Source organism: Gimesia algae (assembly GCF_007746795.1).
GTDB lineage: Bacteria > Planctomycetota > Planctomycetia > Planctomycetales > Planctomycetaceae > Gimesia > Gimesia algae.
Window position 1 is genome coordinate 4,599,863 of sequence record NZ_CP036343.1, and the last position, 26,937, is coordinate 4,626,799.

At 48.7% G+C, this 26,937-nt stretch carries 16 protein-coding genes; 6 read left to right on the top strand and 10 right to left on the bottom strand.

The genetic code is table 11. The features are described 5' to 3' along the window. The first annotated feature begins 361 nt into the window (after positions 1-361). Positions 362-2,326 (top strand): sensor histidine kinase, encoded by a 1,965-nt coding sequence (locus Pan161_RS17045; protein ID WP_145229070.1) that lies wholly within the window; start codon positions 362-364, stop codon positions 2,324-2,326. A 499-nt stretch (positions 2,327-2,825) separates the two neighbouring features. On the opposite strand, the gene Pan161_RS17050 is transcribed toward Pan161_RS17045, so the two are convergent. Both Pan161_RS17050 and Pan161_RS17055 read right to left on the bottom strand, forming a co-directional pair. Then, positions 2,826-3,350 carry a hypothetical protein gene (locus Pan161_RS17050; RefSeq protein WP_145229072.1) on the bottom strand — a complete coding sequence of 175 codons (525 nt, stop codon included), beginning with the start codon at positions 3,348-3,350 and terminating at the stop codon, positions 2,826-2,828. Between the two features lie 219 nt (positions 3,351-3,569). Further along, on the bottom strand, positions 3,570-4,709 hold the full coding sequence (locus tag Pan161_RS17055; RefSeq protein WP_145229074.1) for a DUF4419 domain-containing protein: 1,140 nt from the start codon (positions 4,707-4,709) through the stop codon (positions 3,570-3,572). Positions 4,710-5,841: 1,132 nt separating this feature from the next. Here Pan161_RS17055 and Pan161_RS17060 point away from each other — a divergent pair. Beyond that, positions 5,842-6,834, top strand: coding sequence for a S1/P1 nuclease (locus Pan161_RS17060; RefSeq protein ID WP_145229076.1), 993 nt, complete (start codon positions 5,842-5,844; stop codon positions 6,832-6,834). Positions 6,835-7,103: 269 nt separating this feature from the next. Here Pan161_RS17060 and eutB read toward each other — a convergent pair whose 3' ends face one another. The 4 genes from eutB to Pan161_RS17080 form a co-directional block, all read right to left on the bottom strand. Continuing rightward, positions 7,104-9,380, bottom strand: coding sequence for an ethanolamine ammonia-lyase subunit EutB (gene eutB / locus Pan161_RS17065; protein WP_145232732.1), 2,277 nt, complete (start codon positions 9,378-9,380; stop codon positions 7,104-7,106). A 147-nt stretch (positions 9,381-9,527) separates the two neighbouring features. Beyond that, the gene (locus Pan161_RS17070; protein WP_145229078.1) at positions 9,528-10,943 is read right to left on the bottom strand and encodes a DUF1501 domain-containing protein; all 1,416 of its coding nucleotides are present in this window, start codon (positions 10,941-10,943) and stop codon (positions 9,528-9,530) included. A gap of 16 nt (positions 10,944-10,959) precedes the next feature. Then, positions 10,960-13,923, bottom strand: a complete 2,964-nt coding sequence (locus tag Pan161_RS17075; protein ID WP_145229079.1) for a PSD1 and planctomycete cytochrome C domain-containing protein — start codon at positions 13,921-13,923, stop codon at positions 10,960-10,962. Further along, on the bottom strand, positions 13,920-14,684 hold the full coding sequence (locus Pan161_RS17080) for an IclR family transcriptional regulator (protein ID WP_197995370.1): 765 nt from the start codon (positions 14,682-14,684) through the stop codon (positions 13,920-13,922). Before Pan161_RS17080 ends, Pan161_RS17075 begins: the two co-directional genes overlap by 4 nt. Before the next feature lie 382 nt (positions 14,685-15,066). On the opposite strand from Pan161_RS17080, the gene Pan161_RS17085 reads away from it, so the two are divergent. From Pan161_RS17085 to Pan161_RS17095, 3 genes are all read left to right on the top strand, one after another. Continuing rightward, positions 15,067-15,249, top strand: a complete 183-nt coding sequence (locus tag Pan161_RS17085) for a hypothetical protein (RefSeq protein ID WP_145229083.1) — start codon at positions 15,067-15,069, stop codon at positions 15,247-15,249. A gap of 88 nt (positions 15,250-15,337) precedes the next feature. After that, a complete protein-coding gene (locus tag Pan161_RS17090) occupies positions 15,338-15,628 on the top strand; it encodes a transcriptional regulator (RefSeq protein ID WP_145229085.1) in 291 nt (96 codons plus the stop codon). A 659-nt stretch (positions 15,629-16,287) separates the two neighbouring features. Continuing rightward, complete coding sequence (locus tag Pan161_RS17095) at positions 16,288-16,998, top strand: response regulator transcription factor (protein WP_145229087.1); 711 nt, start codon at positions 16,288-16,290, stop codon at positions 16,996-16,998. Positions 16,999-17,115: 117 nt separating this feature from the next. On the opposite strand, the gene Pan161_RS17100 is transcribed toward Pan161_RS17095, so the two are convergent. The 3 genes from Pan161_RS17100 to Pan161_RS17110 form a co-directional block, all read right to left on the bottom strand. After that, a complete protein-coding gene (locus Pan161_RS17100; RefSeq protein WP_145229089.1) occupies positions 17,116-20,229 on the bottom strand; it encodes an efflux RND transporter permease subunit in 3,114 nt (1,037 codons plus the stop codon). A gap of 54 nt (positions 20,230-20,283) precedes the next feature. Next, positions 20,284-21,744 (bottom strand): efflux RND transporter periplasmic adaptor subunit, encoded by a 1,461-nt coding sequence (locus Pan161_RS17105; RefSeq protein ID WP_145229091.1) that lies wholly within the window; start codon positions 21,742-21,744, stop codon positions 20,284-20,286. A 124-nt stretch (positions 21,745-21,868) separates the two neighbouring features. Continuing rightward, the gene (locus tag Pan161_RS17110) at positions 21,869-22,438 is read right to left on the bottom strand and encodes a hypothetical protein (RefSeq protein WP_145229093.1); all 570 of its coding nucleotides are present in this window, start codon (positions 22,436-22,438) and stop codon (positions 21,869-21,871) included. Positions 22,439-22,894: 456 nt separating this feature from the next. On the opposite strand from Pan161_RS17110, the gene Pan161_RS17115 reads away from it, so the two are divergent. Beyond that, entirely contained in the window at positions 22,895-26,401 is a 3,507-nt protein-coding gene (locus tag Pan161_RS17115; RefSeq protein ID WP_145229095.1) for a mechanosensitive ion channel domain-containing protein, read from the top strand. An 18-nt stretch (positions 26,402-26,419) separates the two neighbouring features. Here the strand turns inward: Pan161_RS17115 and Pan161_RS17120 are convergent, their stop codons facing one another. Next, positions 26,420-26,872 carry a YiiD C-terminal domain-containing protein gene (locus Pan161_RS17120; protein ID WP_145229097.1) on the bottom strand — a complete coding sequence of 151 codons (453 nt, stop codon included), beginning with the start codon at positions 26,870-26,872 and terminating at the stop codon, positions 26,420-26,422. Between the last annotated feature and the right edge of the window lie 65 nt (positions 26,873-26,937).

Below are 26,937 nucleotides of genomic sequence, written 5' to 3' on the forward strand. Positions count from 1 at the left end.
GGCCCTGAAAAAGCATATGACACGTGCACCAGAACCAGATAATTATTCTATTCATTTCTGTATTCGCTGATTGCCTTTACAGCGCGTGTCTCTTTAAGTTCATTAAGCAGCATGTATTACACGTGAGAACAATGTAATGAGGGTTTTAACCCAAATTCGATGGTCGAGGGTTTAACCTTAGTTACCATGAGGTATTCCACTTCACCATCAATTGCCAGACAAAGCCCACCTATCACCAAAATGGATCTGAGACTATAAGCTGAATGTACCTGATGCGGGACTTTGATTGAGACCGGCTGATTCATTTCACACAACTCGATGATACATATCTGGAAGAGATTCACGTAAGAAGGCATCGAACATGACGTTTGAGCAAAAACAACACCTGAAGATTTGGGTATACACGATCGCTGCTAGCTTCTGCCTTGCCTTTGCTGTTCTGCTCCAACACTCGGTCTATCGAGGCTCACAACACTTGCACACCACTATGGAAGTGGTGGCAACAATGCTGGCGTTTTTTGTTGCGGCCTTATCCCTCGTTCGTTTTTATTCAAAAAAAAATAACCTGTACCTGTTTGTGAGCATGGGTTTCCTCGGCGTGGCGCTGCTCGACAGTTATCATTGCCTCGTCACCAGTTCCTTCTTTCAGGATCATTTCCCTTCTCCCCCCAAGTCGTTAATCCCCTGGAGCTGGAATGCTTCGCGAGTCTATCTGGCAGGTTTTATGTATCTCAGTTTCTGGGCATGGAAGCGGGAACAGAAATTAGGAAAAGCGGGACAAATCAGTGACCGTAGCGTATTAGCCGTAACCGCGATCCTGACTCTATTCAGTTTTTTGTTCTTCATCTTTGTTCCACTACCCCGTGCGTATTATCCTGAATTCTTTCTGGGTCGACCTGAAGAAATCGTTGCCGGAGTGTTTTTTCTATTGGCTCTCATTGGCTATTACCGGAAGGGGGACTGGCAACACGACGCATTTGAATACTGGATCGTAATGTCATTACTCATTGGAACAATTTGTCAGGTAGTGGTCATGTCACGTTCATTCGCTCTTTTCGATGCGATGTTTGACCTGGCACACATCATGAAGATTGCTTCTTATTCGTGTCTCCTCATCGGCTTGCTGGTCGGCATCCACCACCTCTCTTCAAAAATGCAATCCGATATCCAACTCGTGCATGAACAGTTTGAGCTGTTAATCGAGGAGTCGCCGGTGGCTATGATCATGATTAATCAGGAGCGCGAGATCATCATCGCCAACCCGGCTACGTCCAACTTTTTTGGCTATAAAAAAGAGGAATTACTGGGAGAGAAGATCGAGAAACTACTTCCCCAAAGATATCGTCCACAACATCCACAACAGGTTGCTTCTTTTTTTAAGGATGGTAAATCTCGCCATCTGGATGTAGGGCGCGATCTCATCGGCCTGCATGGAGACGGACACGAATTCCCTGTCGAAATCTTTATCAATTACGTTCAAACGACTCGATCTGGACCTGCCGTGATTTGTTCGGTCGTGGATATTTCAAAGTGGAAAATTGCTGAAGCAGAAAATCAACGACAATCTGAAGAACTGAAAAGGTCGAACCTTGCCTTGGAAAGCATCAATTCCGAACTGGAGCAATTTGCATATATTGCTTCACATGACCTGCAGGAACCCCTCCGCAAGGTCGCTTCCTGCTGCCAGATGCTGAAAGATGATTACGAAGACAAATTAGATGATGACGGTCGGATGTGGATTGGCTATGCGATTGATGGTGCAGTCCGGATGCGTCAACTGGTGAATGACCTGCTTGAATTTTCTCGAATCGGCACACTCGGATACGATCCCCAGCCAACTGATGCCCACCAGGCATGTCAGGAAGCGTTATATAATCTTTCTGATTCGATTGAGCAGAACAAAGCTCAGATTATCTGTCGGCCGCTCCCTGTTGTCCTGGCAGATAAACAGCGTCTGATACAGCTGTTTCAGAATCTGATCGGTAACGGCATTAAGTACTGTCGTGAAGAACTGACGGTCATTGAAATCGGTGCAGAACCGGAAGGTTCCCACTGGAAGTTTTATATCAAAGATAATGGCATCGGCATTGCGCCCGAATTTCACGAGCGAATTTTTCAGATCTTTCAACGATTACATCTTAAGAATGAATACTCGGGGACTGGTATTGGCCTCGCGATCTGTAAAAAAGTCGTAGACAAGTCTGGCGGTAAAATATGGCTTGAATCGCAAGTCGGAAGAGGTACGACTTTCTACTTTACATTGCCGGCAGAAGATCGAGTCAACAAACCCCAGCCAATCACTGAGGTACATGATCAGGGGACCTGATTCCAGCCCCGATTTTTTCTACCACGAAAAACGTGAAATGACACGAAAGCAGGTCGGGCGCTGGTAGTGAACTTTCAGAATCATCTCTGTTAATCTGCCGGTAAGTTATTGTTTTTTTCCGATGTTGTTTGAGTCGGTTCCATGTCAAATAATCGCCCTGTTCGAGGGTGGATTTCATGATGGTGACGACGAGTTTTGACCTGATAGATTCCCGGTCAGATTATTTCGTGAGTTTTCGTAATTTTCGTGGTAGTCAATCATTACGTGACTGAATGAGCGACTGCTCCCAATAAGATGAAAAACAGGGATTGACAACTCGATTGCGTGGATTATTATCCCTGCGTGAAAGAACGAGCATGGTGCAAGAAACAGCCCCACAGGAAGGATCCCGCGGGGCTGTTTCGTTTTGAACATTCAGATTTTTTGCTACCACGGACAACACGAAATAACACGAACGCCTGGCTGGTAACCTGTTACTGTTTTTCAGGGTGCCGCAGGGTCATTGATTTATATTGTTTACTTTAATGATCTGCACGGATTTGAGATCGTATTCGACCTCATAGAGTTTGCCCAGACATTCTGCTTCGTACCTGAGTTTCGTCCCCGTCGGTCCCGTGCATCTGATTCTAAGTTGTTCCGTGCCCAACTGTGTCTGAAGAGACTGAAAGACCTGATAGTAATCAGATCCGTCGTCCTGAAGGAAATCGTTTGCGTCCCGCCAGTTATCTTTCGACTTCCCCTTTTCAATCCTGTTGACATGATTGCGTGCCATTACTTCTCTCCTCGAATAGCCGGAAACCAAGTCAGCGATGCCTGTGTCCCATTTTATTTCTTCGGTGTGTGCTTCACCGTCACGCTCTTCATTGGAGGGGATTCCACCAAAACTCAGCCCTTCGATTTCCGGAGATGGTGGTTCAGAGGTAGTCCGCCCCTCAGATGAGATCACCTCTACCGTATGATCCGTTATATGTGTCTCGGTGCAGGCTACGAGAATAATCAGACTGGGGAGAATGATGTGTTTCATGCCTGTTAGAGTTGTCGGGGACTGTCAGAGTTCCCGAAATGTGTTCGTGATCTGAATTTTATAAAAGACCTGCGCGATGTTCATCTGCGGCTTGTCTGGCTCGTCTTTTCTATCGATGTGGAACTGATTGTCTGGGCGCAGTTTATTGACCTGTCTCGTATCAGATTTGACGGAGGACGATCCAGCATGCCAGTAGTCGCTCTCCCTTAGTGTGGCTGATTAATTTTTGTCTGATTCTCGGTTGCGTTGCAAGTTTTCCAATCTTTGGTAGTCAGTGGAAAGGGGATCGACGGGTTCTTCGTAAACAATGGCCCATCCACACTCGGGTTCGACTTCCAGTGTCTCATCATCCTGGGAAACCCCAAGCAGGCCACCAACCAGTCGCATCTTCGTTTCTCGTTCCCCCCAAAATACTGTGAGTGGAACGGACGTGAAGCAGGACGGGATCGCTGACAATCCGACGCCTTGTGGATTATCCCACCGTTCCTTCCAATTCTGCTGGTCATCAATGCTCAATCGCTCGTTCCAGTCACTCAGATAGGGATTCGGGTAGAGCTTTTCGGAATTGTTATCCTTGAAATAGGGAAACAGCACATTGGCCCACCCTGTCATCACCGCAGGCCCTGATCCGCTGTTATAACGAAACAAGGACTTCCAGAATTCTGTATTCACCTGCCCTTTCTTAGCATTAACAAACTCTCCAAGAATCGGGTCGAGCGCACTGATCCAATCGTTTAGTCCATAGTCCGCAAATCGTCGAACACAGTGCCGCAGTTTCTCCCAGTCTTCAATTGTTCCGGTAAGCGTAATCGAAGGTATCCCGCATCCTGCATATAAAATGTACTCGAAGTATGACTTGAATGTCTCCATTGCCATCAGACTAGAGACGGCTCGTTCCACCGGTCCGGTTGTGCTGAAATCAGCCTGGACCAGTTCAGATAATCCTCCGGTGTGATCCGCAATCTGCTGATTGAAATCAGAAAACACTTCTGGCCATGGATTTTCTTCACCTGGTGAAAAATCCGTTCGGCTAACAATTAGTTCCTTCTTGCCCGAATGCGAAACAAAATGATGCCGCAGAGACTCAGCGTTTTCATTTACATGAAGTGCAAAGCCGCGCACCAGCGTAATCCAGATCACATCCGGTGAGAGTCGAAGCGGGAAATGATCGTAAAAAGACATTTTCATCGCCGTTATCAAGGCATGGTCATCATCACAGGCAACAAGCGGCTTACGAGGAAACCACGTTGCTTCGATTGGACGCCGAAAGGCAACTCTTAATTTACCCACGTAGTCCACTTTCTCTGGAGGCGTTTTGGGAATCACATCCGGTGAGACAGGGAATTTCGTGTGTGTCATAATAAACTGCTCCTATACATGGTGCTTCACATACCTGCATTATGAACCACACCGCGCTTACTGTTGATTAGGATATTTAGATCAAAGTAACTATGGTTCGGACTTGCATGTGCTCTGCTTCTTCTCAATCACGGTTCCGGGAAACGATCAAAAGTGAGTCAGGAGATAACATTTTAACTGTTTAGATCATCATGGGACACAAAATCTCGCTTTAAACGAAGAAATCGTCGTCAACTGTAAAGATGCTGGGAGTGCCATACTGGTTCGTAATTCCTGAATATGAAGTAGCAAAGAATTCAAGATGTCAACATTCGACAAGTTAATCAGTAATACGAAGCATCCTCGCGACCAAATGAATTACGTGCCACATATTCATCTGCCGGGTTTCGGGTGAAATCTGGTAGGATCTGTCTATTGAGTCGAATTGCGGAATGACACAGGGGGCATCCTCTGCGGCTGGGCAGGTCAGTCAGTGGAAACATTATTGTGCGTTTCCTCTGACAGTTTCCTGCTCGCTGCGCTCGGCCCGGATGTGCATCCGGGCCTACCCTTTTCGATTGGTGTTTTATTATTCTCTCGATCGTTGTTGGGCGAGCCAACTGTGCCCTGGTCGCTGATTTTAAAGATATAGGAGTTTTTCAGTTGTCCTGTTACTTTTCTATTTTGCATGGTGGATTATTTTGTGGAAGTGCGTGGGAGAGTCAAGGGGAGATGAACAATTTCAGTTGGCGATATGGGTTGATACAGGACCGATATAAGGCGATCTCGAGGCGGTTTCGGCGTGAAGCATTCCGATGTGCGGCGACCCGCAGGCATACATTCGGAACTGGTGCTGTTATGAGAACTGACTATCTGGAAAAAAGGGCTGATATTTGAGTGATGATGGCGAACTGGTGTCGCGTGTTTAAGTGCACTGTAAACTGGGCACGCGCGCGACTCAAAACAACGTTTATCGATATCGTCGCGGCGGAGTCAAGTCGAATCTCTTCAGTAGCGGTTCGCGATGTGCACGGAGCTGAATATGAATTTTCGATAAACAGTGGCTCTGTCTACTTGTGTCAGCCGCGCACTTGAACACAATTGGTTCTGAACATTGTCTGTTGCATACATCCTGCTGAATTGAGGCCCGACTGTGAAACGCTTCTCTCTCCTGTTTGTTTTCCTCGTGTTGTTTTTGCTGACACCAGAGTCAACACAGGCCTGGAATTACGCCGGGCATCGGGTGATTGCTTCGATCGCCTGGGATCAGCTGACGCCGGAAACGCAGACGGCGATGATTGCATTGCTGAAACAGCATCCCCGGTTTGAACAGGATTTCCAGTCACGGATGCCGGAGGTGATCCGCAAGGCGAGCCCTGCGGTTCAGGATCGCTGGCTGTTCATGCGGGCCGCGACCTGGCCGGATATTGCCCGCAGTTTTAAAGAAGCGGATCGCGAGAAGTATCATCATGGCACGTGGCATTACATCAATCAGCCGATCTACCTGGACACAGCTTCCGAACAGGCATTGAGTTCAAATCTGCCTGTGAACACCGCCAGGTCGATCAGACCGGAAGACGATCCGCTGCAGTTCAATATTCTGCAGGCGCTGGAGTATAACGTCGCGCAAATGACAGCCCCTGCTGTCAGCCCGGCGGACAAAGCGCTGGCGCTCTGCTGGATTATGCATCTGACCGGGGACAGCCATCAACCCCTGCATTCTTCTGCTTTGTTCAGCAAAGGCTCCTTTCCCGAAGGAGACCGCGGGGGGAACAGTATTCGCATTGGCAAATCGAATCTGCATGCGCAGTGGGATGGTTTGCTGGGAAACAGTTTCAAGGATTCGGAAATTGTGAGTCAGGCGGTCGGACTGGCTCGCGACCCGGCGTTAAAGCAACTGGGCGAACAGGCGACAAAGAATCTGAATTATGCTGTCTGGATCGATGAGAGTCACGCACTGGCTAAAAGTGCCGGCTACACTCAGTTGATTTTGGACGCAGTGAAACAGAATGATGCGCCTCAGAATGAATTCATCAAACTCACGGCCTTGCCCGCTGAATACTATCGATCAGCGGGCACGATCGCTGCCAAACGGGCGGCTCAGTCCGGCTGGCGACTGGCGGCAGTGATTAACGGCTTTCAGTAATATCGCGAGAATCTTTCAAATGCCGGGTTCGGGTTCGACAGGTTTGACCTTCCACCAGACGAGGATCAGCGAAGGAAATTTGTCGCCTTCATGATCGTCCATGCTCCGCCGGGCAGAAACTGTGTGAGGACATCGAGTTAAAGAGGCTGTGAATGCACCTGATTACACCGAACTGTAAGAAAGATCATCATTTCATGCAATTCGTATTTTCAACAGTCGCAAACCCGCTGCATTCAAGACTTTTCAGCAGTAAGTGATGCGATGCTTCTTCAACCGGCATTCATCTGTTGCAGGATGCGAACGGTGTCGCGGGCAGCAGTTTCCGGCTTGAGTGCCGTGGCTGCGACTCCGGAAACGACGCGGGTGATATTATGATCGACCTGACCTGCTTTTCCCCAGAGTGATCCATCAGGCGATGTCATATAAACAGAGAAAGTCCGGTGCCCGGTTCCCGGTCGTTCGCCGATGATATGCAGGATGGCCCGATTTCCGGATAACCCTCCGAACAGGAGTTCCCCCACCTGGTATCCCGCACGGACGCGGCCTGATCTCACGATAATATTGCGGTCGGCGGTAGAGAACCCTGCGGACTTTAACTCCTGTCTGAGCAGACTGAGAAATGGATCGAGATGTCCTTCCTGCATGATGGACAGCGCATTGAGTCCATCGGAAATCACAATCTGTACGTTAAATTTGTTGAGATAGGATTCGCGCAGACTCCGAATCGATTTGACGGATGGCTCTGAAAGTTGTTCTCCGGTTGTGGGGTGGAGGATGTACTCCAGCCGATCACTGGAATTCGTTTCCACGGGAAGCACTTCAGGCACGCTGGCGACAAACACCGGAGTCAGTTCTGCCCAGATACTTTTTTTGGCATCGTCATAAATCTGATCGATCTGGATCTTCAATGCCGGCGCCAACTCAGCCTGTGTTTTCCCAAAGCCTTCCGCGAGAAACAAACCGCGACTGCGGACTTCGTTCATCTGTAGGCGGCCTTCATTCAGGATGATTTCTTCACCGCGGGTATCACCTTTTTTCCGTCGATACTGCAGATACACGTACAACGGATTCCCAAAGTTCCCGGTTGGTTTGCCTTGGCTATCGATGACGTTCAATTCTTGAAAGAACGACCACAGGGCATCATTGACACGGTAGCCGAACTTCTCGCGAATTCTGACATGATCCTGAAATCCTGTGGTGAGATAACCGAGCATGGGATCAATCTTTGTCGGCAGAGCCATCAGGTAAGCCGGGTTGGCGGGCATGATCTGATCCAGACACCAGTCAAGATCGTGGAGAGAGACGTCCATATGCAGGGTCGAGCAGACATCCAGGCCAATAGTCAGGCCATGCAGTTTGCCCATGACAATATCTTCCAGGCAGCAGCGAACCAACTGTTCGCGCGAACGGAAGACTTCGGGGCCGATAAAGCCGGCGACATCATTCAAGTGTACCCAGGGAGCAGGTTCCCGGCCGCTTGCCTGCTGTGCGGTCGCGACTTCCCTCGTCAACGCGCGGGCGAAGCCATATTTACGGGATTCGTGCAGCACCATATCGAAGCCATGGCTGTGACCATTAGTGAAATCGGCCCCCTGCCCGGTTTCAAAGTACAAAGCGTACTGCCCGGTGCGCGAGCGGGCGTAGTCTCGCATTTTCTTCAGGTCGATATCAAAGGTCTGATTCGCGGCATCACTGCCGGCGATACTTTGAAACCAGAGAGCCGTACTGCCGGGACTGCGGCGTTCGACTTCGGCCTGCACATCGATATGTGAGAGCACACAATGCGGCAGAACGTGGTCGATTCCAAATGTCACCAGCAGGTCACGGAGCACCAGTTCGATGGCTGCTACCGATTCGGGTTCACTGGAAACCGGATTCGTTCCCAGTACGACATCGCCCACAGCATACGACCAGCCATCCAGTACCTGCCAGAAAATATCATCGGGATTGTCAGTCGGAGAGTTCGGTTGAATGCGGGCTCCCAGATAACCTTTCGCGCCGATCTGGCTGCCTGGTAATGAATTGAAGATTTTGGAGCCGACCGTAATCAGTTCCTGCTGACTCATCAGTTTCACAACGCAGCCAATCACATCGCTGGATAGCTGCTGTGAGATCTGCTTGATGATTGCCTCGTTTTCGGTCAAGAGGAACTGTTTCAGATCTCCTACGGTTTCAATTGTGCGGGAAGCGGTTGAGACGGCTTTCGCCGGGGTAATGTATTCAGTCAAATTGTCCTGATAGACCGGATGAGCGTTGATATCTTTGATACGGGTATTCGTCAACAGAGATCTGGCATTCAACTGAGAGGGTTGATCAGCGGCAGCCACGCCGATCATTTGATCGCCCTCTTTGAATTCATTGGCGGCTCCGAGCAACTGGCGATACAAAACAGGATCGAAACCGCCGCGCCTACGATCGATGTAGGAATACAGATCTTCCCCTTCGTGAATCTCAGGGATCGAAACCTCGCCGACACTTTCCGTTTCAGCGGTCACTTTCCTGGACTGCGTCAAAGAAACGGTGACCGCGAGCGGTGCTCCCAGCATGGCCTGTACGAAGTCGCGTCTGTTCAACGGCACGGTTCTATTTCCTTAACGAAGTGAGCGGGGACTCAAACGCCAGGGATAGCGTGCCCTGACAGAAGAGGTTTATGATACCATGTTGGAAAACAGGAGATCAAGAAATGACTGAGATTAACTCAAGATCTCCTGCACCACGTGGCCGTGCACATCCGTCAGACGACGGTCAATACCAGCCGTGCGGACCGTTAACCGTTTATGATCAATCCCCAACAGATGCAGGATTGTAGCATGCAGGTCATAACAGTACGTTTTCCCTTCCGCAGTCTGGTATCCCAGATCATCACTTTTTCCATGACTGGCTCCCGCTTTCACACCTGCTCCCGCCAGCCAGGTCACGAATGTTCCCCGATTATGATCGCGGCCCAGACTTCCCTGTGCAAAGGGAGTGCGACCAAATTCGGTCGTCCAGATGACCAGCGTATCATCCAGCATACCCCGCGATTTCAGATCCCGAAACAAGGCTACAATTGGTTGATCGACACTTTTGGCAATGGGGGGGAGTTCCGTTTGAATATTGCCGTGGTTGTCCCAGTTGTTGACCGCGCCTTGCGGGCCGCTCCAGACCTGCACAAACCGTGTCCCCCGCTCGAGCAGGCGTCTCCCCAACAGACAGCGTCTGCCAAAGTCTTCGGTTTCTTTTTGATCGAGTCCGTAGGCGGAATGAGTTTCTTTGGTTTCGCGAGTCAGATCAAACGCTTCCGGGGCACTCAACTGCATTTTAGCCGCGAGTTCCCCGGCTGCGATGCGGGCTTCCAGCCGGCTATCTTCCGGATGAGAGGCGGCATGTTGTCGATTCAACTGCTGTAACAATGTCACAGTATCTCGATCGGCTGAACCGCGGGCGAATTTGTATTGTGCGTCGGCAAACAGATCTGGAATCGGAGTCTGACTGGCGGCATTGACCAGGGTTCCCTGATGCTTCGCGGGGAGGAATCCACAACTGAAATTGGCTTTCTGATTGTAAGGGAGCCCACGACTGTCGGGAAGTACTACAAACGTCGGGAGATTATCAGCAAGATTTCCCAGAGCGTAAGAGACCCAGGCCCCCAGGCAGGGGAAGCCTGGTAGCATGAAGCCGGTATTCATCATGTAACTGGCTGGTCCATGCACGTTTGTTTTTGTCGTCATCGCCATCAAGAAAGCCAACTCGTCGACAATCTGAGCCTGATGCGGAAAGACGGAACTGACCCAGCGGCCCGTTTCTCCCTGCTGTTTGAATTCAAACGGACTTTTCATCACCGAACCAACGGCTCCGGTAAAGCCTTCCGGTTTTTCCTTCGGTCCCAGATTTTGTCCATGCAGCCGCTTCAACTCAGGCTTATAGTCGAAAGTATCCATCGGGCTGGCACCACCATTCATGAACAGTTGAATGACTCGTTTCACTTTCGCCCGATGATGCAGCCCACCGTTCAAATCAGGTTCAGCAGCTTCTGATGATTCACTTCCCAGCCAGCAGGCCAGCGCGGCTGCACCAAAACTGTTTCCCGAACAGGAGAGCATTTCTCGTCTTGTGAGAGCATTATGCATCAGCGGAAGCCTTTTCTTACTCGACAAACAGAAATTCATTACTGTTGAGAACCAGACGACAGACCGATTCCAGACCATGCTGCCGTGCCAGTGCTGACATTTGGTTCAACTCTTCAGTTGTTGGCTCACGCAGCCAGGTCCAGCGGATCACTTGTCTGATTTGGTCCGATAATTTTGATTCCGACTTAGCTGCTCGTTCGGCCATCTTCTGAGCGAAATGTAAAACAAATCGATTGTTTAACAATACCAGCGACTGCAGAGGCGAAGCAGAAAAACCGCGTGTCGGAGCCAGCAGCCCCAGATCCGGGAAATCCAGCGCATCCATCAGAGGATCGGGAATTCCCCGCCAGACGACACGGTAGATACTTCGCCTGTGTGCGTCCGGTCGATTTAAATCGAACTGATCATAATGCAGAACGGGAGTGACCTGAGGGCCGGGAGTCGTTGTGAAATGTGCATCTCCAGGCCCGCCCCGCTTCAGATCAAGTTCTCCGCTGACGAGCAGTACGGAATCTCGATAGCTGTCCGCATCAAGGCGTCGTCGTGACCTGCGGGCTAACAGTCGATTTTCCGGATCGAGTTTCACCAGTTCGGAACGGGAAGCTGATGACTGGCGGTACGTATTGCTGTTACAAATCAGACGATGCAGGTGTTTTAGCGACCCATTGTTATCACGTAATTCACAGGCCAGCCAGTCCAGCAGTTCCGGATGTGAAGGCTTGCCTCCCATGCGTCCAAAATCGTTGGGTGTATCACAAAGCCCTGTTCCAAAATGATAATGCCAGACTCGATTGGCAATGCTTCGCCAGGTCAAAGGATTTCTTGAATCAGCCAGCCAGTCTGCCAGAGCGGCCCGCCTCGCTGATTCAGTATGCGAAGCGGGTAAATCAAACCGACCTGGTAATGGCGACAATGCAGTCAAAGCTCCCGGAGGAACGACTTCGCGTGGTTTTCCGAGATCGCCTCGCGCGAGCAGATGGATTTCGCGAGGCTGTGAAAACTTCACCATTCCACGTTCATTCACAGCCTCCGCTGCAGCCGCATAGACCTTCTCCTGAGGCGGGAGCTGCTTTAATTCCTGTTCTGCACGATGTTTCAAAACCACGGACGCCAGCGTCAAATGTTGTTCCGGTGTTCTCTGGTGCTGAGGAATAGTGAGCGCCGTTTCTGCTTCAGCAGTGAGTGCAATCACATCCAGATTTGGTGAGTTGGTCACAGAGAGTTTAAATCGCCCGATCGTATGAGCTCCGCCGTGCAACTGTTTCAATGTGACAACCAGCCTGGTATCGGGGTCTACCTTTAATGGCATTTGCGGTTCGAAAATGGCAAAATGACCAACGCTGACCTGGGGATAAATGCCCCAGGCGGTTTTCGGATTCCCATCGAGGGCATGCTGAATCGTCCAGCCAGCCTGATTGAAATCAGCTGTTGCCCGCTTGATGGGAATAGCAGTACCGGACGACGCATTTGCCGGAAATATCTGTAGTTCGAATTCACTCAAATGCAGATTACCATTATGAGCTCTGCCGGGCCCATTGTGTGGAAGCGAATCATCGGTCAATAGATCCAGTCGGACCGCGGAGACGATGGAAAGCTTTTCAGTACTCCCCGTCACGACAACCGTTTCCTGATCGGTCGGTTCCGCTTCTGACAGAATAGAACCATCAGGTAAACGTTTTAAATTTGCGCCATATGTTGAAACGAATACATCTGGCTGTAATGTTTCCCACTGCGGTTGAGGACGACGCACTCGCTCCCACTCTGCAACGATTTTTTGATTTTCCGGTTTTAACAACTCTTCCGATTTCTGATTTACTGCTGCAGTTTTCAATGCTTGCCAGCGAGTGCGCTGCACTGCGATATCTCGCTCAACGTCGAATGAAATATCTCCTTTTCCGACACCGGCAAACACAGCCTGGAGAGCAAAGTAATCTGACTGAGTGATGGGATCGAATTTATGGGTATGGCATCGCGCGCAATTGGCAGTAGTACTGACAAAAGCCCCCATGGTCTGCGTCACCAGGTCATCCCGATCCAGATACTCAAATGATTTCGGAGCGGTCGCAGCAGCGCTCTGGTCGTAAGGTCCTGCCCCCAGGAATCCGAGAGCCGGCATCAGATCGGTTTTCTCAGGAAAGAAATAATCGACGGCGAGTTGCTCGCGAATAAATTGTGACCAGGGAACATCTACATTCAATTGCTGAATGACATAATCACGATACCTCCAGGCATGCGGGCGAAAGACATCGTGTTCGAACCCATGCGAGTCAGCAAAGTGGACCGTATCAAGCCAATGGCGCGCCCAGCGTTCACCGTAGTGTGAAGATTCCAGCAAACAATTTACCAGTTGATCGTATGCATCAGGGGCCGTGTCATTTTCAAAAGCTTCCACATCAGCAAGGGTGGGTGGTAAACCATGTAAATCATAAGTTAATCGCCGAATCAAGGTACGACGATCTGCAGGCTGGGAGGCGGATATACCTTCTTCTTTCAGGCGTGCCTGGATAAACGCATCGATCGGATTTCCGACTGAAAAGGCAGGTACATCTGGACGCTCAAGTGGTTTCAAAGACCACCAGTCGGTTGCGTTTGCAGTTTCGCTGACTGGCTTTGTATTCCGGGGATCAACGGCCCCCTGCTCCACCCAGCGTACCAGTATCGCAATCTCCTCTTGAGACATTTTTGTTTCAGGCATCTGTAATTCGGGATCCGTGTGCTGAACCGCTTTAATCAAGAGGCTTAGATCCGGTTGGCCCGGAATGATTGCAGGACCTCGCGTCCCCCCTGTTTTCCAGCCACTCTGCCAGTCCAGAGTGAGTCCTCCTTCCATAAGTCCGGCAGTATGAGAGTGACAATCATAACAGTGCTTATTCAGAATGGGTTCAACCGAATCACGAAAGAATTTGTTCTCGTCAGCGAAGCTTCCGGAAACCGGCATCAGCAGATTCAGAAACAAGCATGAGACGAAGAGGTCTTTCATTGGATGAGCCTCCTGGATATTTCATTGGCGCTCTGCAAGATGTGCTTTCCGACACTCGCGAACATTGCTTTAGGCAGCCGTTTCGAAGGAGCCGATACCCAGAGGACGGCAATCAGTTGTTCATCTTGCCCGATGACAGGTGCAGAAATGCAGTGGATTCCTTCGTCCGCTTCTGCATAATCAGTCGCATAACCTCGCTGGCGAACCTGTTCACATTCCTGCTGTAACGATTTTGGATCTGTGAGAGTTCGCGGAGTATCTTGTGTTAAGGGAATTCGTTTCAGTGTCTCTTCCAGGTCAGATACACTCTGCCAGGCCAACAGAATTTTACCAGGAGCATTATTATGGAGAGGAAAGCGTAACCCGATATCGACGGCAATCCGTAATGGATGCAGTCCGCTCACCTGCTCGATGATAACGCCTTCATCGCCGACGCGGAGTCCGAGCTGAACTGTTTCGCGGGTCTCGTCGCGCAAAACCCGCATGATGGGTAAGGCTTCTTCTACCAGACTGACATCCCCGACCTGTGGCAAACCAAGGGTCAGGAACTTTGTCGACAATCGAAAGCGTTTACTTAGCGGATCGCGTTCGAGATACTGGCGATCCATCAGCGTATGAGTAATACGAAAGACGGCATTCTTATTGAGTGAGAGCCGAGTAGCCAGTTCGCTGATTCCCAGACCATCGGGTACCTGATTCAGGACTTCCAATACATCCAGGCCACGCTCCAGCGCAGGCACACTTGTTGTCGCTGTTTTCATTATTCCTCCGACCACAGGAACACGTCCCATATACGTGACGCGTCACACCAGAATAACAACAGCACAGTTCTCAGTCAAACTAAATCCTACCAAAACAGTTTCCGCTCTGAGGATTCGTCCTCCCCAGGGATACGTACTGCACTAGCGAAAGCAGCTGTTTCGCACTGCATCACCTGTTTTGCGCACCGGTGCAAAATAGAGCAGATATTTTTCCAGCTATCAATTTTTGCAGATGCGCTCATACAACTCAGACAGAACACTTTGCGCTTCATTACTGCCCGTAGGCTGTAATCAAAACCTAGACTTTTTTTGCAATGGACCTGTTGATCAGAAACATTGACTTCAGAGATTAACTACCTTCAATTATTTCAAGAAGTTTGTCATGCAGAAATTTGTCATTGAAAAACTATCCGAAAGAATCCCGATTGTCCGAGATGAAATCTGGAGTGTTTACATTGAAGACAAACCAAAATTCACCGGCACCCTCAAACAATGCTGTGACTGGGTTCAGAATCCTGAAAAAGAGCATCCATCCCGCTCTGCTTCGCTCTTTGGAATGTGGTAATCACCACGAAGCATTAATTGATATCAATCTGCAACTCAGCAGAATGATTTTCTCTGCTCTAGAATTACCTGAGTAAGGAAGAGCCATTATGAATCAAAAAGCGATTCGTTTTAATCAACCTGATCCTGATATCATACCAGCGGAAATAGCTGCACTTGGTGATATCATTTCTACCTTCGCTTATCCCGAACAGAAACAACTGTCTGCCTGTTATCAGAAAATTGTGAAATTCTCCCAGCGGAGAATCGAAATTCTAAACATGTTGACTGATTCCCTTTCCCAGATGCGCCTCGATTCGAAATTACTGCTGTTTGACCTGGATATTACTCGGGAAGAACGTGACCGGGCGATTGCACAACTGGAAGAACGTGAATGGTAATTGACATGTCTGCTGTTTCGCAGAATGAATATTTCTACCATCAAATAATCTGCCTGGAATCTGGTTCTTCTGACCCTCTACTAAACAGATTGAAAGACCTCATGATATCGCAGGTCAATTAAACTGTTTTATAGTCAGTTTTACCTAAAAAACTCGTTTAGCTGCAGGAAACACCTCCCGAACACATCAAACCATTAACATGTTTTAGAATTTAAAAATGCTATATTCGTTAGAAGACGAACTGGGTCCTTCTGAATACTAAGTTCACATACGATCCGATACAGGATTGGACAGACTCTTTGATGTTATGTGATAAAATTTGGTTATGTCATATTTACAGAAAGCTTTGAAACTGTCCTGCAGGATCATCGCTCATTCAAAATCACAGTATATGAACTTGAATGGGCTTTCCGAACAGACTTGTCTCATTGAGTTCCTTTCAAAACTGAGCTAACCGTCCCGGGTGCTGTGTTGAATTCTCGGCAACAGAATGCAACACATTTCAGTCACCAGAAATATATCTATCTCAAGTTCAGTGACATGTTATTTTCGAGCTGTCAGCTGTTATTTATTTCTACCTGAGAAACGAACAACAGATACGTTAAGAAAATCATTCACGAGACTGAAACAGGATTACCCATTTTGTTTCTGGACTTAAGATGGCGACTAATCTTATGATTAATCAACTTAGGCTCCCCCCCGATTACTTCCCTCGGGTCTATATTGTTGATGACGACGAAGCGGTGCGTTCTTCAATCATCGAATTGATCGGTTCCATGGGTTTTCAAGCCATGGGATACCCTTCCGCCGAGGATTTTATCTCAAAGACAGATAACCAGATTTGTGGTTGTGTCCTGTCCGACTTACGCATGTTGGGCTGTAATGGCATCGAACTGTTGAAACTGATGAATTCAACGGGATACGAGATACCATTCATCATCCTCTCTGCTTATGTTGATGTTACTAACACTGTCGCTGCAATGTCAGAGGGCGCTTTAACTGTACTGGAGAAACCATATCCGGAACAGGAATTATGGGACTGCATCATTACTGCGATTTTACTGAATTCAGAACAACGGCAGGGACGCAGCTGGCTTTGGGAGTTTCAAAATAAAGAAAAACGTTTAACTCCTGCTGAGTCAGAAGTCATGAAACTTCTTTTAAAAGGATGCTCCAATAAAAGTATCAGCCATTTACTGGAACTGTCACAGAGAACTATTGTCATGAGACGCAAATCAATATTACAGAAATTCGAAGTTGAAAATCTGATTGACCTGACAAAACTGATTACAAAAGCACAGATCATCCAAAAGCAATTCCCCCCCTGGTCAAGTATGGTTGATACAGATTCTTTCCAACAGGACTCCTGATTTTCGCATTGCCAGCCCACTTGCACTAGACGGTGTCCAGATTTATTGCAGCGTCTCCAGGGCTATTTGAACTGAGTCTAATAGATAGAGAAATGCTACGGTTAAATGTGATACGATCTAGAACTCATCTTTTGGCTGCGTGTCGAGATTCTTCAGTTCTTTCTCTGTCAGCCTGGGGGCAAACCAGGGATAAATCGCCGGCACCACCAGTGATGTCAGCAGAGTGGACGTAATTAACCCTCCGATCACGACACTGGCCAACGGTCGCTGCATTTCTGCACCATCACTGTGTGAGAGAGCCATCGGCAGGAATCCCAGGCTGGCCACCATCGCTGTCATCAGAACAGGCCGTAACCGCGCCATGGCTGCCTGAAACGTTGCATCCGACACGGGGACCCGTTCTTTCGTGCGCAGGTTCTCCGCCGCACTGACCCAGACCAGGCCATTCAGAACTGCGACTCCAAATAAGGCAATGAACCCCACACCGGCGGAGATACTGAAAGGCATGTCGCGCAACGCCAGTGCAAACACACCTCCGGAGGCTGCCATGGGAACGGCCAGAAATATCAGAAGCGCCAGACGCACCGATCGAAAAGTGGTATGTAACAATAGAAAGATTAATAACAGCACAATCGGGGTAATGATCACGAGTCGCTTACTGGCAGACTGCAGGTTCTCAAAATCTCCGCCCCAGCGAATTTCATATCCATTGGGTAACTGTATGTGGTCCTGTACCGCCTGCTTGGCATCGGCCACAAAACTGGCGACGTCACGCCCTCTGACATTGGCCTGAATAAACGTCCGTCTACGATTCGACTCATGCTGTACTGCGGGAGGAGTCTCCTCAAACGTAATATCAGCCAGTTCTTTTAAAGGGACCGGAGTACCTTTGGCATTGGAAACCGGCAATTGCTCAAGCAGGCTGATTTTTTCACGCCAGGTTTGTGGAATCCTGACAATAATTGGAAACCTTGCACGCCCTTCAAAAATCAGCCCCACCTGATGCCCCCCTAGAGAAGACACGACGTCCATCACATTTTTGGCATCCATTCCATTCCGCGCGAGCACATCCCATTTCGGTTCGATGCGAATCGTCGGCAGACTGGCCTGAATATCTGCTTTGACATCAACAGCGCCGGGAACTTTTTTCAATACACGTTCGATCTCCTTTCCTTTGGAACTCAATACTTCCAGGTCGTCACCATACAGTAAGACGGCGACGTCGGCTTTCACACCTGCGACCAGTTCATCCACCCGCATTTCAATCGGCTGTGTAAATCCAAAAGCGACGCCCGGTACACTCTGATTCAATTCTGCTGACATTTCCTCGATGAGTTCATCGCGTGTCTTAGGTTGAGGCCATTCCAGTTGTGGCTTCAGAATCACCCAGACATCTGTTTGATGCACTCCCATCACGTCATTCGCGATTTCAGGACGGCCTGTCTTTGAGAAAACAGTTTTGACCTCGGGGTACCTGATCAGTACTTTTTCAATCTGAGTCGACATTTCTACCGAATCTTCAATGGTCGCACTGGGTAACCGGACCGCTTCTACCAGTAAATCTCCCTCTTCCAGACGAGGCATGAATTCTGCCCCCAGGTTCCAGCCGACTGGCAGACTGATCAGAAAGACCAGCACAGCGATACCGACTGTCAGCCAGGGTCGACGAATGGTCCAGCTCACCAGGGGCCGGTAGACCCACTTCACCCAACGGATCAGAAAGATTTCTTCCTCAGACATTTTTTTGGGGAGTGCCAGAGAAGCGAGTGCCGGCATCAACGTTAATGACAGTACCAGTGATCCGGCCAGAGCGAACAGGACAGTCAATGCCATAGGGCGAAACAGTTTTCCTTCCGTTCCCTGTAACGCCAGGATGGGTAAATAGACAACGGAAATAATCAATTCGCCAAACATAGTTGGTTTTCGAACTTCAATGGCTGCATCACGAATCACAGCCAGATACGATTTTCCGGACTGATTCATGGAAAGTCGACGAATGCAGTTTTCCACCATGATCACCGAACTGTCTACAATGAGTCCAAAGTCGATCGCTCCCAGGCTCATCAAACTGGCCGTGATTCCTGTCGCCGCCATCAGGTTTGTGGCAAACAGCATCGAAAGCGGAATGGCTAACGCCACGATCAGCCCAGCACGAACACTGCCCAGCATCACCAACAGAATGACTATGACCAAGATCCCCCCTTCGACCAGATTGGTCAGTACGGTTCGTAAAGTACGACTGATAAGCGAAGACCGATCGTAGGTAATTTCCAACGTCACTCCCTGGGGAAGTGATTTCTCTATTTCTTCCAGTCGCGTCTTGGATGCGGCCACCACCTCACGCGAATTCTCTCCAATTAACATCATCACCAGGCCTGTTACGGCTTCACCCCGTCCATCGCGGGTCACAGCTCCTTGTCTGGTCATCGGCGCTATTTTGACTTCGGCGACATCGCGTACCAGGATGGGCGTACTGTTTTTATCGTTGCGCACAAATATGTTTTCAATGTCATGTTGATCTTTCAATAATGCCTGACCGCGAATAAAGCGCTGCTCTTGATTATGGACAACATAGCCTCCCCCGGCGATTGAGTTGTTCTCCTGAATCCGCTGAAACAGATCTCCCAGTGAGATTCCATAACTGTTAAGACGATCTGGATTTGGCTGAACTTCAAAAGTTTTGTAAAAACCGCCATGCGTGTTGATCTCGGTGACCCCCTGCACCTCACGCAACCTGGGTGCAATTTCCCATTCGAGCAGCGTACGTAACTGCATCGGACTGTAATCTTTGCCACGGACTTCGAACTGCAGAATCTCTCCCAGGGCAGTCGCCAGCGGTCCCAGTTGAGGAGTCCCGTATCCGGGAGGGATGTCAGCAGCAACCATGGTGATGCGCTCAGTCACCAATTGGCGTGCCCAGTAAATGTCGGTTCCTTCTTCGAAGACAATCGTCACTACTGAGATACCAAATTTGGACACACTGCGAACCTCTTCCACAGCAGGCAGCCCCCCCATGATCGTTTCCACAGGGTAGGTCACGTAGCGTTCCACCTCAACCGGCGACAGAAAACCGGCATCGGTTACAACCTGTACCTGGACGTTGGTCATATCAGGCACTGCATCAATCGGCAGATGGATGGCAGAATATACCCCACCTGCTGCCATTAGAAATGTCAGTACCAGGACAATAAACCGGTTAGCCAGAGAAAATTCAATCAAACGCGAGAGCATCAGCTTCACTCCATCAGAATACGGAAAAACAGAAAGAAATGGACCTCTGGAAAACTACTCTTCTCTTTCCAGCAGCAGTTCGGACTTCAAGGTAAAAGCACCGTCTTCTACGACCTGCTCTCCCCCCTTGAGCCCCATTTGAACCTCAACCCAATCCTCTGTTTTGAGACCTGACTGAATATCAACGCGTCGGAATGTCCTGTCTGAATTTTTGACAAATACAAATTCCTGAGCAGCATCATCAAGTACCGCTCGCGCAGGTACTGCAATTACTTCTGCATGCTGCTTCCCAGGAATTCGCACCTGAGCATACATGCCCGGTCTGAGAATTCCGTCTGGATTTTTGATTTCTGCAATTAAAGGGACTGAATTTGTGGCTGTTGACACTTGTCGTCCCAGATAGTGCAATCGTGCGGGAAAGGTCTGACCGGGAACCGCGTTCACGGTCACGCTCAAATTTTGTCCTTTGTTTAACTCTATCGAGTTCCAGTCTGATTCTCTGATATCCGCAGCCACCCAGAGGGTATCAGTCTGTGCCAGGGTAAACAGGGAATCGGCACGATTAACCCGTTCTGACTGACTGAAAGTTCTCTCCTCGATCGTTCCGGTAAAGGGAGCGATAATTTCCAGACGCGATAATTTTTCTGCAGCTTTTAAGTCGGCACTGTTAAGATCAACCCCACACCCCACAAGTGATTCCAGATGCTGACGACTGATCGTCATACGATTTTCCGCGTCATTCAGGTCGGCTAACGCCTGATCCCGTTCCAGTTTGACATCATAGATTGATTGCTCACATAACGCTTTTAAAGCAGCTCTGGTCTCCTGGACATCAGCTTCACGCATCTGGATCGTCTGCTGTGAAATTGCTCCCGACTTTGCCAGGGGAGCCGATTTTTTACTGATCATCACAGCCAGTAAATAACGGGTATAGGCCGGCAATAACTGCGAACGATAACTCCCCAGTTTGGTCTCAGCGAATTGAGTCTCGACAGCATCCATAGTCAGATGGCTTAGCAGCGCGTCGACCAGTTTCTGTACATTATTCTGGATTGATAATTTCCAGTCATACTGCTTACGAACCAGTTGATAATCCGTGGTCCTCTGTAACAGATCAGCTCGTGCGGTTCCAATTTCCCGGCTGTTCAGAACTGCCAGAATCTCACCTGCTTCAACGATGTCCCCCGGTTTCACGCGGACTTCTACCAGTACCCCCTCGGTCGGTGCTTTGATTGCTACATGCTTACGGTCATCGTACTGCAGTCGTCCGGGCACCACCCGGGTCTGATTCAGTTTCTGCCGTTTTACCTCGGATACGGTGAACCGAATCGCTTTCATTTTCTCATCGGAAAGAGAAACCTCTGCAGGCTGTAATTCCTGGTCGGCATTATTTTCTGATGGATCCGCTGTGATTGATTGTGACTCACTGGCTGGCTGCGGCCATACTTTCCATATAATGCCAGTTCCGGCGGCAAGAATGATGATCGCCAGGATAATTTGATTCTGAATTTTCAAGTTTCTTCTCCCGAATCGACGGAAATGAGAGAGGAATTATGCTGAGCTTAGAATGTCAGGAAAATAATTCTGCGCATAATCCCGCTAGTAAAACGAGACGTCAATTACTCAGAAAGAAACAGAATCAGCAAAGAGAGATACTGATCAGATCGCGAAGGGATCGCTGTTGGAAAGCCTGCATGAAATGGAGTCCGGCCGCTCTATCACCGTGGACCGGGTGAGCCTGCTGATTTCTCTGAACGACGTGTTCAGTCATTACAGTCACAAATCTCGCTGACTGCAACTGGTCTGCAGAAAAGTATCCACAGGCAGGCAGCGAATTGGCAGATTCCCCTGTAATAAAATGGTGCTGTGCCGGGAACTTCTTTTCCAGAGGATTGTTACAATTATCCATCCCAAGGTAGACAAAATGCAGATGCCAGCCATGCTCGTCTGATTCGGGAATTCCGTGATACTCTTCCAGATGAGAAGGCAGCCAGACCCCCTGTTCTGACTCCAGAGCCAGATCATGGTTATGGACCCATGGGAACGGCAGATTCCATAGCGAAAGCAGAACGCAGGCGCGAATCAGACATCGCGTCGTCCAATGTAACTGCATTTCATAATCTAAAATGGAATTGATTTGCACGGGAATAGAGCCAATAAAGGAAGATCTACAGGAAGAATCCAGGCAGGAGATCTGCATCGCAGTCATAGTTACTATATTATTCGTACAAGAGAAGAAATATGTCAAGTAATTTCTATTCGGTCTACCGAAACTTCCTCGACAAGAGATTCTGTCTCACTAGCCTGTCGAGACAGAATCTCTGCTGCACGGAACAGATTATCAGATGCTACCTCTCCCGTTCTGTCAGCTGCTGCTGTTGAGCAGTCTGGAAAATCTCCCCTCGGAATTAATGAGAGAGAATTTCGCCTGCTAGACTGTGTCCCGTTTTACTGTAGCGTCTCCAGGGCCATTTGGACCGAGTATCATAGATTGTGAGACGCTATGGTTAAATGTGATACTCTCTAGAACAAGCTAATCAGCCTGGACTTCTGATCCCACCTTGCCCTATTCCACTGGAAACTACTAAACTGGGCTACGCTTCATTCTGATAAAGACTCCTAAACTTCCAAACCAGCTTAATCCATTCGAGAAACTTAATATCGTATGTCTGCTCGTTCTGATTCTCTGAAATCACTTTCATTACCTGTCATCTGTCTGTTTCTGGTTCTGTTTTTAACCATGCAGGCTGAAGGACAGACACAGACCAATTCACCTACATTAAGTCCCCCTCTAACAACGCCTGCCACGACAGCGCAAACACCGACTGTCACCAGCGATACCGTTCAAAAACGGATAGAACAACTCAAAGAGGTCAAAGACCTTTCTGAAGAAAACCAGAAGAAATCGCTCGATTTTTATAATCAGTCTTTGAGCAACCTCAAAAAAACAGCCGACTTTCAGGCTGACGCCACCAAGTATTCAACGCTTGCCCAGAATGCGATGCAGCGTCTGGAAGAAAAAAAGGCTGAAATTGAGAACCTGAATAAAAAACCGGCTCCCACATTCACTGAGAACCAGACTCTCCCCCAGTTGGAGCAGTTACTGGTTCAGGAAGAAGCAGAGTTGGAACAGGACAAAACCGCTGCTTCCAGTTGGGATGAAGAAATTGCACGCCGGTCCAATCGCCAGAAAGAAGTGTTAACCCGGGTTACCGAACTGGATGACAGAATCAGTGAACTGGAAAAACAGCTGAAGCTGCCTGTTCCCGCAGACGAACCTGCCGCTGTCACTGATGCCAGAAGGATGGAACTCTTCACCCGTTTAAATATGCGAAAAGCGGAAAAACCCGCGTTAAGAAACGAACTGACTGCCTATGAGGCAGAAGAAAATATCGGATTCCCACGCACCAATCAGGACTTCTTAAAACTCGAAGTCAAAAAACAGACTGAGTTAGTTGACGCGTTAAAAGCTCAGATCAAGAAGCTGCGTAATCGTGAAGCAGCCATGCGAGTGAAAGAAGCAAAACGACAGGTTTTCAAAACAAATCCTCTGCTGCAGCCACTCGCAGAGAAAAATCAGAACTACGCCGAAGAAATCGTTGCCCTCAATAAAAAAATCGAGTCAACCGATAAAAAATACTCGCAAACGACAAAGATTCTCGAAGATCTTAAAAAGCAGTTTGACCAGACCAAGGCAAAAGAAGAATTGATTGGTCTCACCGGACCGATTGGCTTAATGCTCCGCAATCAGCAGGCGAATCTGCCCGATATTGAAAACCGAATACAGGACATCGAAAAATACAGCAAAACGATAGATCAAGTCAATTTGAAACAGTTTGAGCTCGACGAGGCCTGGGATGATTTCCCTTCCGTCGATGAGGTATTTGATGAAATCCGTGATAACAGTCAGCATGAACTGACAGAAGAAGAGGAACTGAATCTCAAAAATGTTATTGAGGAAACGCTCAGCACGCAAAAAGAATACTTAGACACACTCATTCGCAGCAATAAAAGCTACTTCACCAAACTGCTCGACATCTATACGACCGAACAACAACTGGTTAAAGAGACGGAAAAATATTCAGATTACATCCAGGAACGAATTTTCTGGATCAAAAGCTCGCCTCCGATCTCATTTTCTGAAATCAAACAGACCTCCAGCACACTCAGGTGGCTTTTCTCCCCGACGCACTGGAAACAGCTCTTCATCGCTGTCCAACAGGATGTCGTCAGCAATCCTGTCATTTACTTCACAGCAGTTTTCTGTTTTCTGAGCCTGCTGTACCTTTCCTACAATGTGCGTCAGCAGCTACGGATTATTAACAAAGAAATCATCCGCAGCAGTTTTCGTAAATTTGGTATTACCGCGCGCGTAGCATTTCTTACCCTGTTCATTGCTATTGTCTGGCCTGGCTTTATCTGGTTCATCGCCTGGCGCGTGGGCAGCCATCCTGATGTTCCTCCTTTTGTCAAAGCCGTGGATAACAGCCTGCGCCAGGTAGGCTGGCTGCTTTTCTTCTGGGAACTCATCAGACAGATCTGTCGTCCCCTCGGTCTGGGTGAATCCCATTTTGGCTGGTATAAACAGACGGTACTCTATGTTCGTAAAAACATCCGCTGGGTCATCCCTTTTTCCATTCCCCTGTTGTTCATTACGCTACTGCTGCATGGAAAAGAAGTAGACCGTACACAGGACCTGCTGGAACGTTTATTTTTTACCGCGCTGCTGGTTGTCTATACAATTTTTGCCAGACGTGTTTTCCACCCGCGTTCCGGGCTGTTTCAGTCCATCATGAATTACAACCATGAAGTCTGGTACGACCGACTGAAGTATGTAGTTTATTTTCTTACCTTATTTGTCCCCTGCTTACTGATCTTCCTGGCTCTGATTGGTTTCTACTTCACCGCCATGAGCCTGTTTCACCTGATCTTTCTGACGCTCTGGCTGTTTCTGGTTGTCGTTCTGTTCCGGGCAATTTTATTACGCTGGATCCTGATTCACCACCGCAAACTCAGTTATCAGCAAAATCAGGAACGAATGGATGCGATCCGCAAGGAATCGCTCGAGTCCAGTTCAGAAACGAATATAGCTGGTATCACGACTGAAGAAGAGAACCCCGCAGACCTCACCAAGATCTCCGCGCAAATCAAAAAACTGGTTAATGCCAGTATGGTGGTTATTCTGCTGGTGGGAGCATTCTGGATCTGGGGGGATACCCTGCCCGCCTTCAATCGGCTGGATAGTGGTGACTACAAAGTCTGGACCACCACAGTAGAGGTTGTCGGCGATGATGGCAAAATTATAGAACGATTGGAACCGGTCACTTACCTCGACTTTGGAATCGCAATCATCCTTGCTGTGTTTGCCATAGTGGCGACGAACAATGCACCCGGTCTGCTGGAATTTCTGGTCCTGCAGCGATTACCACTCGACGCTTCGGTTAAATACGCGATCACCACACTCGCCCGCTACTTCGTCTCGTTAATAGGAATCTTCGTGGTCTTCTCGACGATGGGGATTGGCTGGACAAAACTGCAATGGCTGGCGACCGCATTAACCTTCGGCCTCGGTTTCGGGCTTCAGGAAATCTTTGCGAATTTTGTTTCTGGCCTGATTCTGCTGATTGAACGTCCGATCCGTGTTGGTGATATCATCACCGTCGACGAGATCACCGGGATCGTTTCCAGAATTCGCATGCGTGCCACCACAATCACCAACTGGGACCGCAAGGAATATATTGTCCCGAACCGTGATTTCATTACCGGTAAACTCCTCAACTGGACTTTAACCGATTCTGTAAACCGTATCACCATCACCGTGGGTGTGGCGTATGGTTCAGACACAAATCATGCCTCTGAAATCGCTTTAAAAATTCTCATGGATCATCCGCTGATCCTGGAAGACCCGCCACCAAGTATTACGTTTGAATCCTTCGGGGACAGTACCTTAAACCTGATACTGCGGGCCTATCTGCCGGATCTGGAAAAACGTCTGGTTGTGATTCATCAAATCCATACATCCATCCATGAACAATACGCCAAAGCAGGAATCGAAATTGCCTTTCCTCAACGGGACATTCACTTATACTACGAAAACCAGTCGAGTCTGCTGCCGCCACCGAATCTGGATTCGGCTGAACCAGAATCCCCTAATCCGGATCATCAAAAATAGCTGGCACTCAGCCATTCTTCACAACAGTTTTGCAACAAAGATTCCCTTAATGACTGCCGCGATCTGACCGTTCACTTTGACGGTTGATTCCAACGTAATTCGTCCGCGACGTTTTCGCTGAAGACTTGCATGAAATGGCGTCCATACACCTTCGCCAGGTAGCGGACACTCTGCAATGAAATCGGCTTCAATCGGCTTTAAAAACTCGATTTCACTTTTCTGGATAACGATTTTGTAATTCGGTTGATCAACTCTGAGTTTTAGATGAATCAAAGTCCAGCCTGCCAGAATTCCCAGGCTCGCAATGCTGCCCCCAAAGGCGGTTTCCTGGTGGTTCAGATTGGGAACCAGTTTCGCACTCAGTTTCAGTGAACCATCTGTTACAGGCAATACGCTGAACTGCATGGCACGTGTTACCGGAATATGCTGATGTAAGTAAGCAGTCACTTCCTCAACATCGAATTCCATCATTGTTCCTTCCAGACAGATACGCACTACATTCAGTAATCGCCTCGGAACCAATAGTGGTCTATCAT

What these genes read in the sequence shown, in the direction of transcription:
- Pan161_RS17085 (WP_145229083.1), top strand. Translation starts at nt 15,067, where the DNA reads ATGCAGAAATTTGTCATTGAAAAACTATCCGAAAGAATCCCGATTGTC.
- Pan161_RS17115 (WP_145229095.1), top strand. Translation starts at nt 22,895, where the DNA reads ATGTCTGCTCGTTCTGATTCTCTGAAATCACTTTCATTACCTGTCATC.
- Pan161_RS17120 (WP_145229097.1), bottom strand. Translation starts at nt 26,872, where the DNA reads ATGATGGAATTCGATGTTGAGGAAGTGACTGCTTACTTACATCAGCAT.
- Pan161_RS17070 (WP_145229078.1), bottom strand. Translation starts at nt 10,943, where the DNA reads ATGCATAATGCTCTCACAAGACGAGAAATGCTCTCCTGTTCGGGAAAC.
- Pan161_RS17055 (WP_145229074.1), bottom strand. Translation starts at nt 4,709, where the DNA reads ATGACACACACGAAATTCCCTGTCTCACCGGATGTGATTCCCAAAACG.
- Pan161_RS17090 (WP_145229085.1), top strand. Translation starts at nt 15,338, where the DNA reads ATGAATCAAAAAGCGATTCGTTTTAATCAACCTGATCCTGATATCATA.
- eutB (WP_145232732.1), bottom strand. Translation starts at nt 9,380, where the DNA reads ATGCTGGGAGCACCGCTCGCGGTCACCGTTTCTTTGACGCAGTCCAGG.
- Pan161_RS17095 (WP_145229087.1), top strand. Translation starts at nt 16,288, where the DNA reads ATGGCGACTAATCTTATGATTAATCAACTTAGGCTCCCCCCCGATTAC.
- Pan161_RS17100 (WP_145229089.1), bottom strand. Translation starts at nt 20,229, where the DNA reads ATGCTCTCGCGTTTGATTGAATTTTCTCTGGCTAACCGGTTTATTGTC.
- Pan161_RS17075 (WP_145229079.1), bottom strand. Translation starts at nt 13,923, where the DNA reads ATGAAAGACCTCTTCGTCTCATGCTTGTTTCTGAATCTGCTGATGCCG.
- Pan161_RS17080 (WP_197995370.1), bottom strand. Translation starts at nt 14,684, where the DNA reads ATGAAAACAGCGACAACAAGTGTGCCTGCGCTGGAGCGTGGCCTGGAT.
- Pan161_RS17110 (WP_145229093.1), bottom strand. Translation starts at nt 22,438, where the DNA reads ATGACTGCGATGCAGATCTCCTGCCTGGATTCTTCCTGTAGATCTTCC.
- Pan161_RS17050 (WP_145229072.1), bottom strand. Translation starts at nt 3,350, where the DNA reads ATGAAACACATCATTCTCCCCAGTCTGATTATTCTCGTAGCCTGCACC.
- Pan161_RS17045 (WP_145229070.1), top strand. Translation starts at nt 362, where the DNA reads ATGACGTTTGAGCAAAAACAACACCTGAAGATTTGGGTATACACGATC.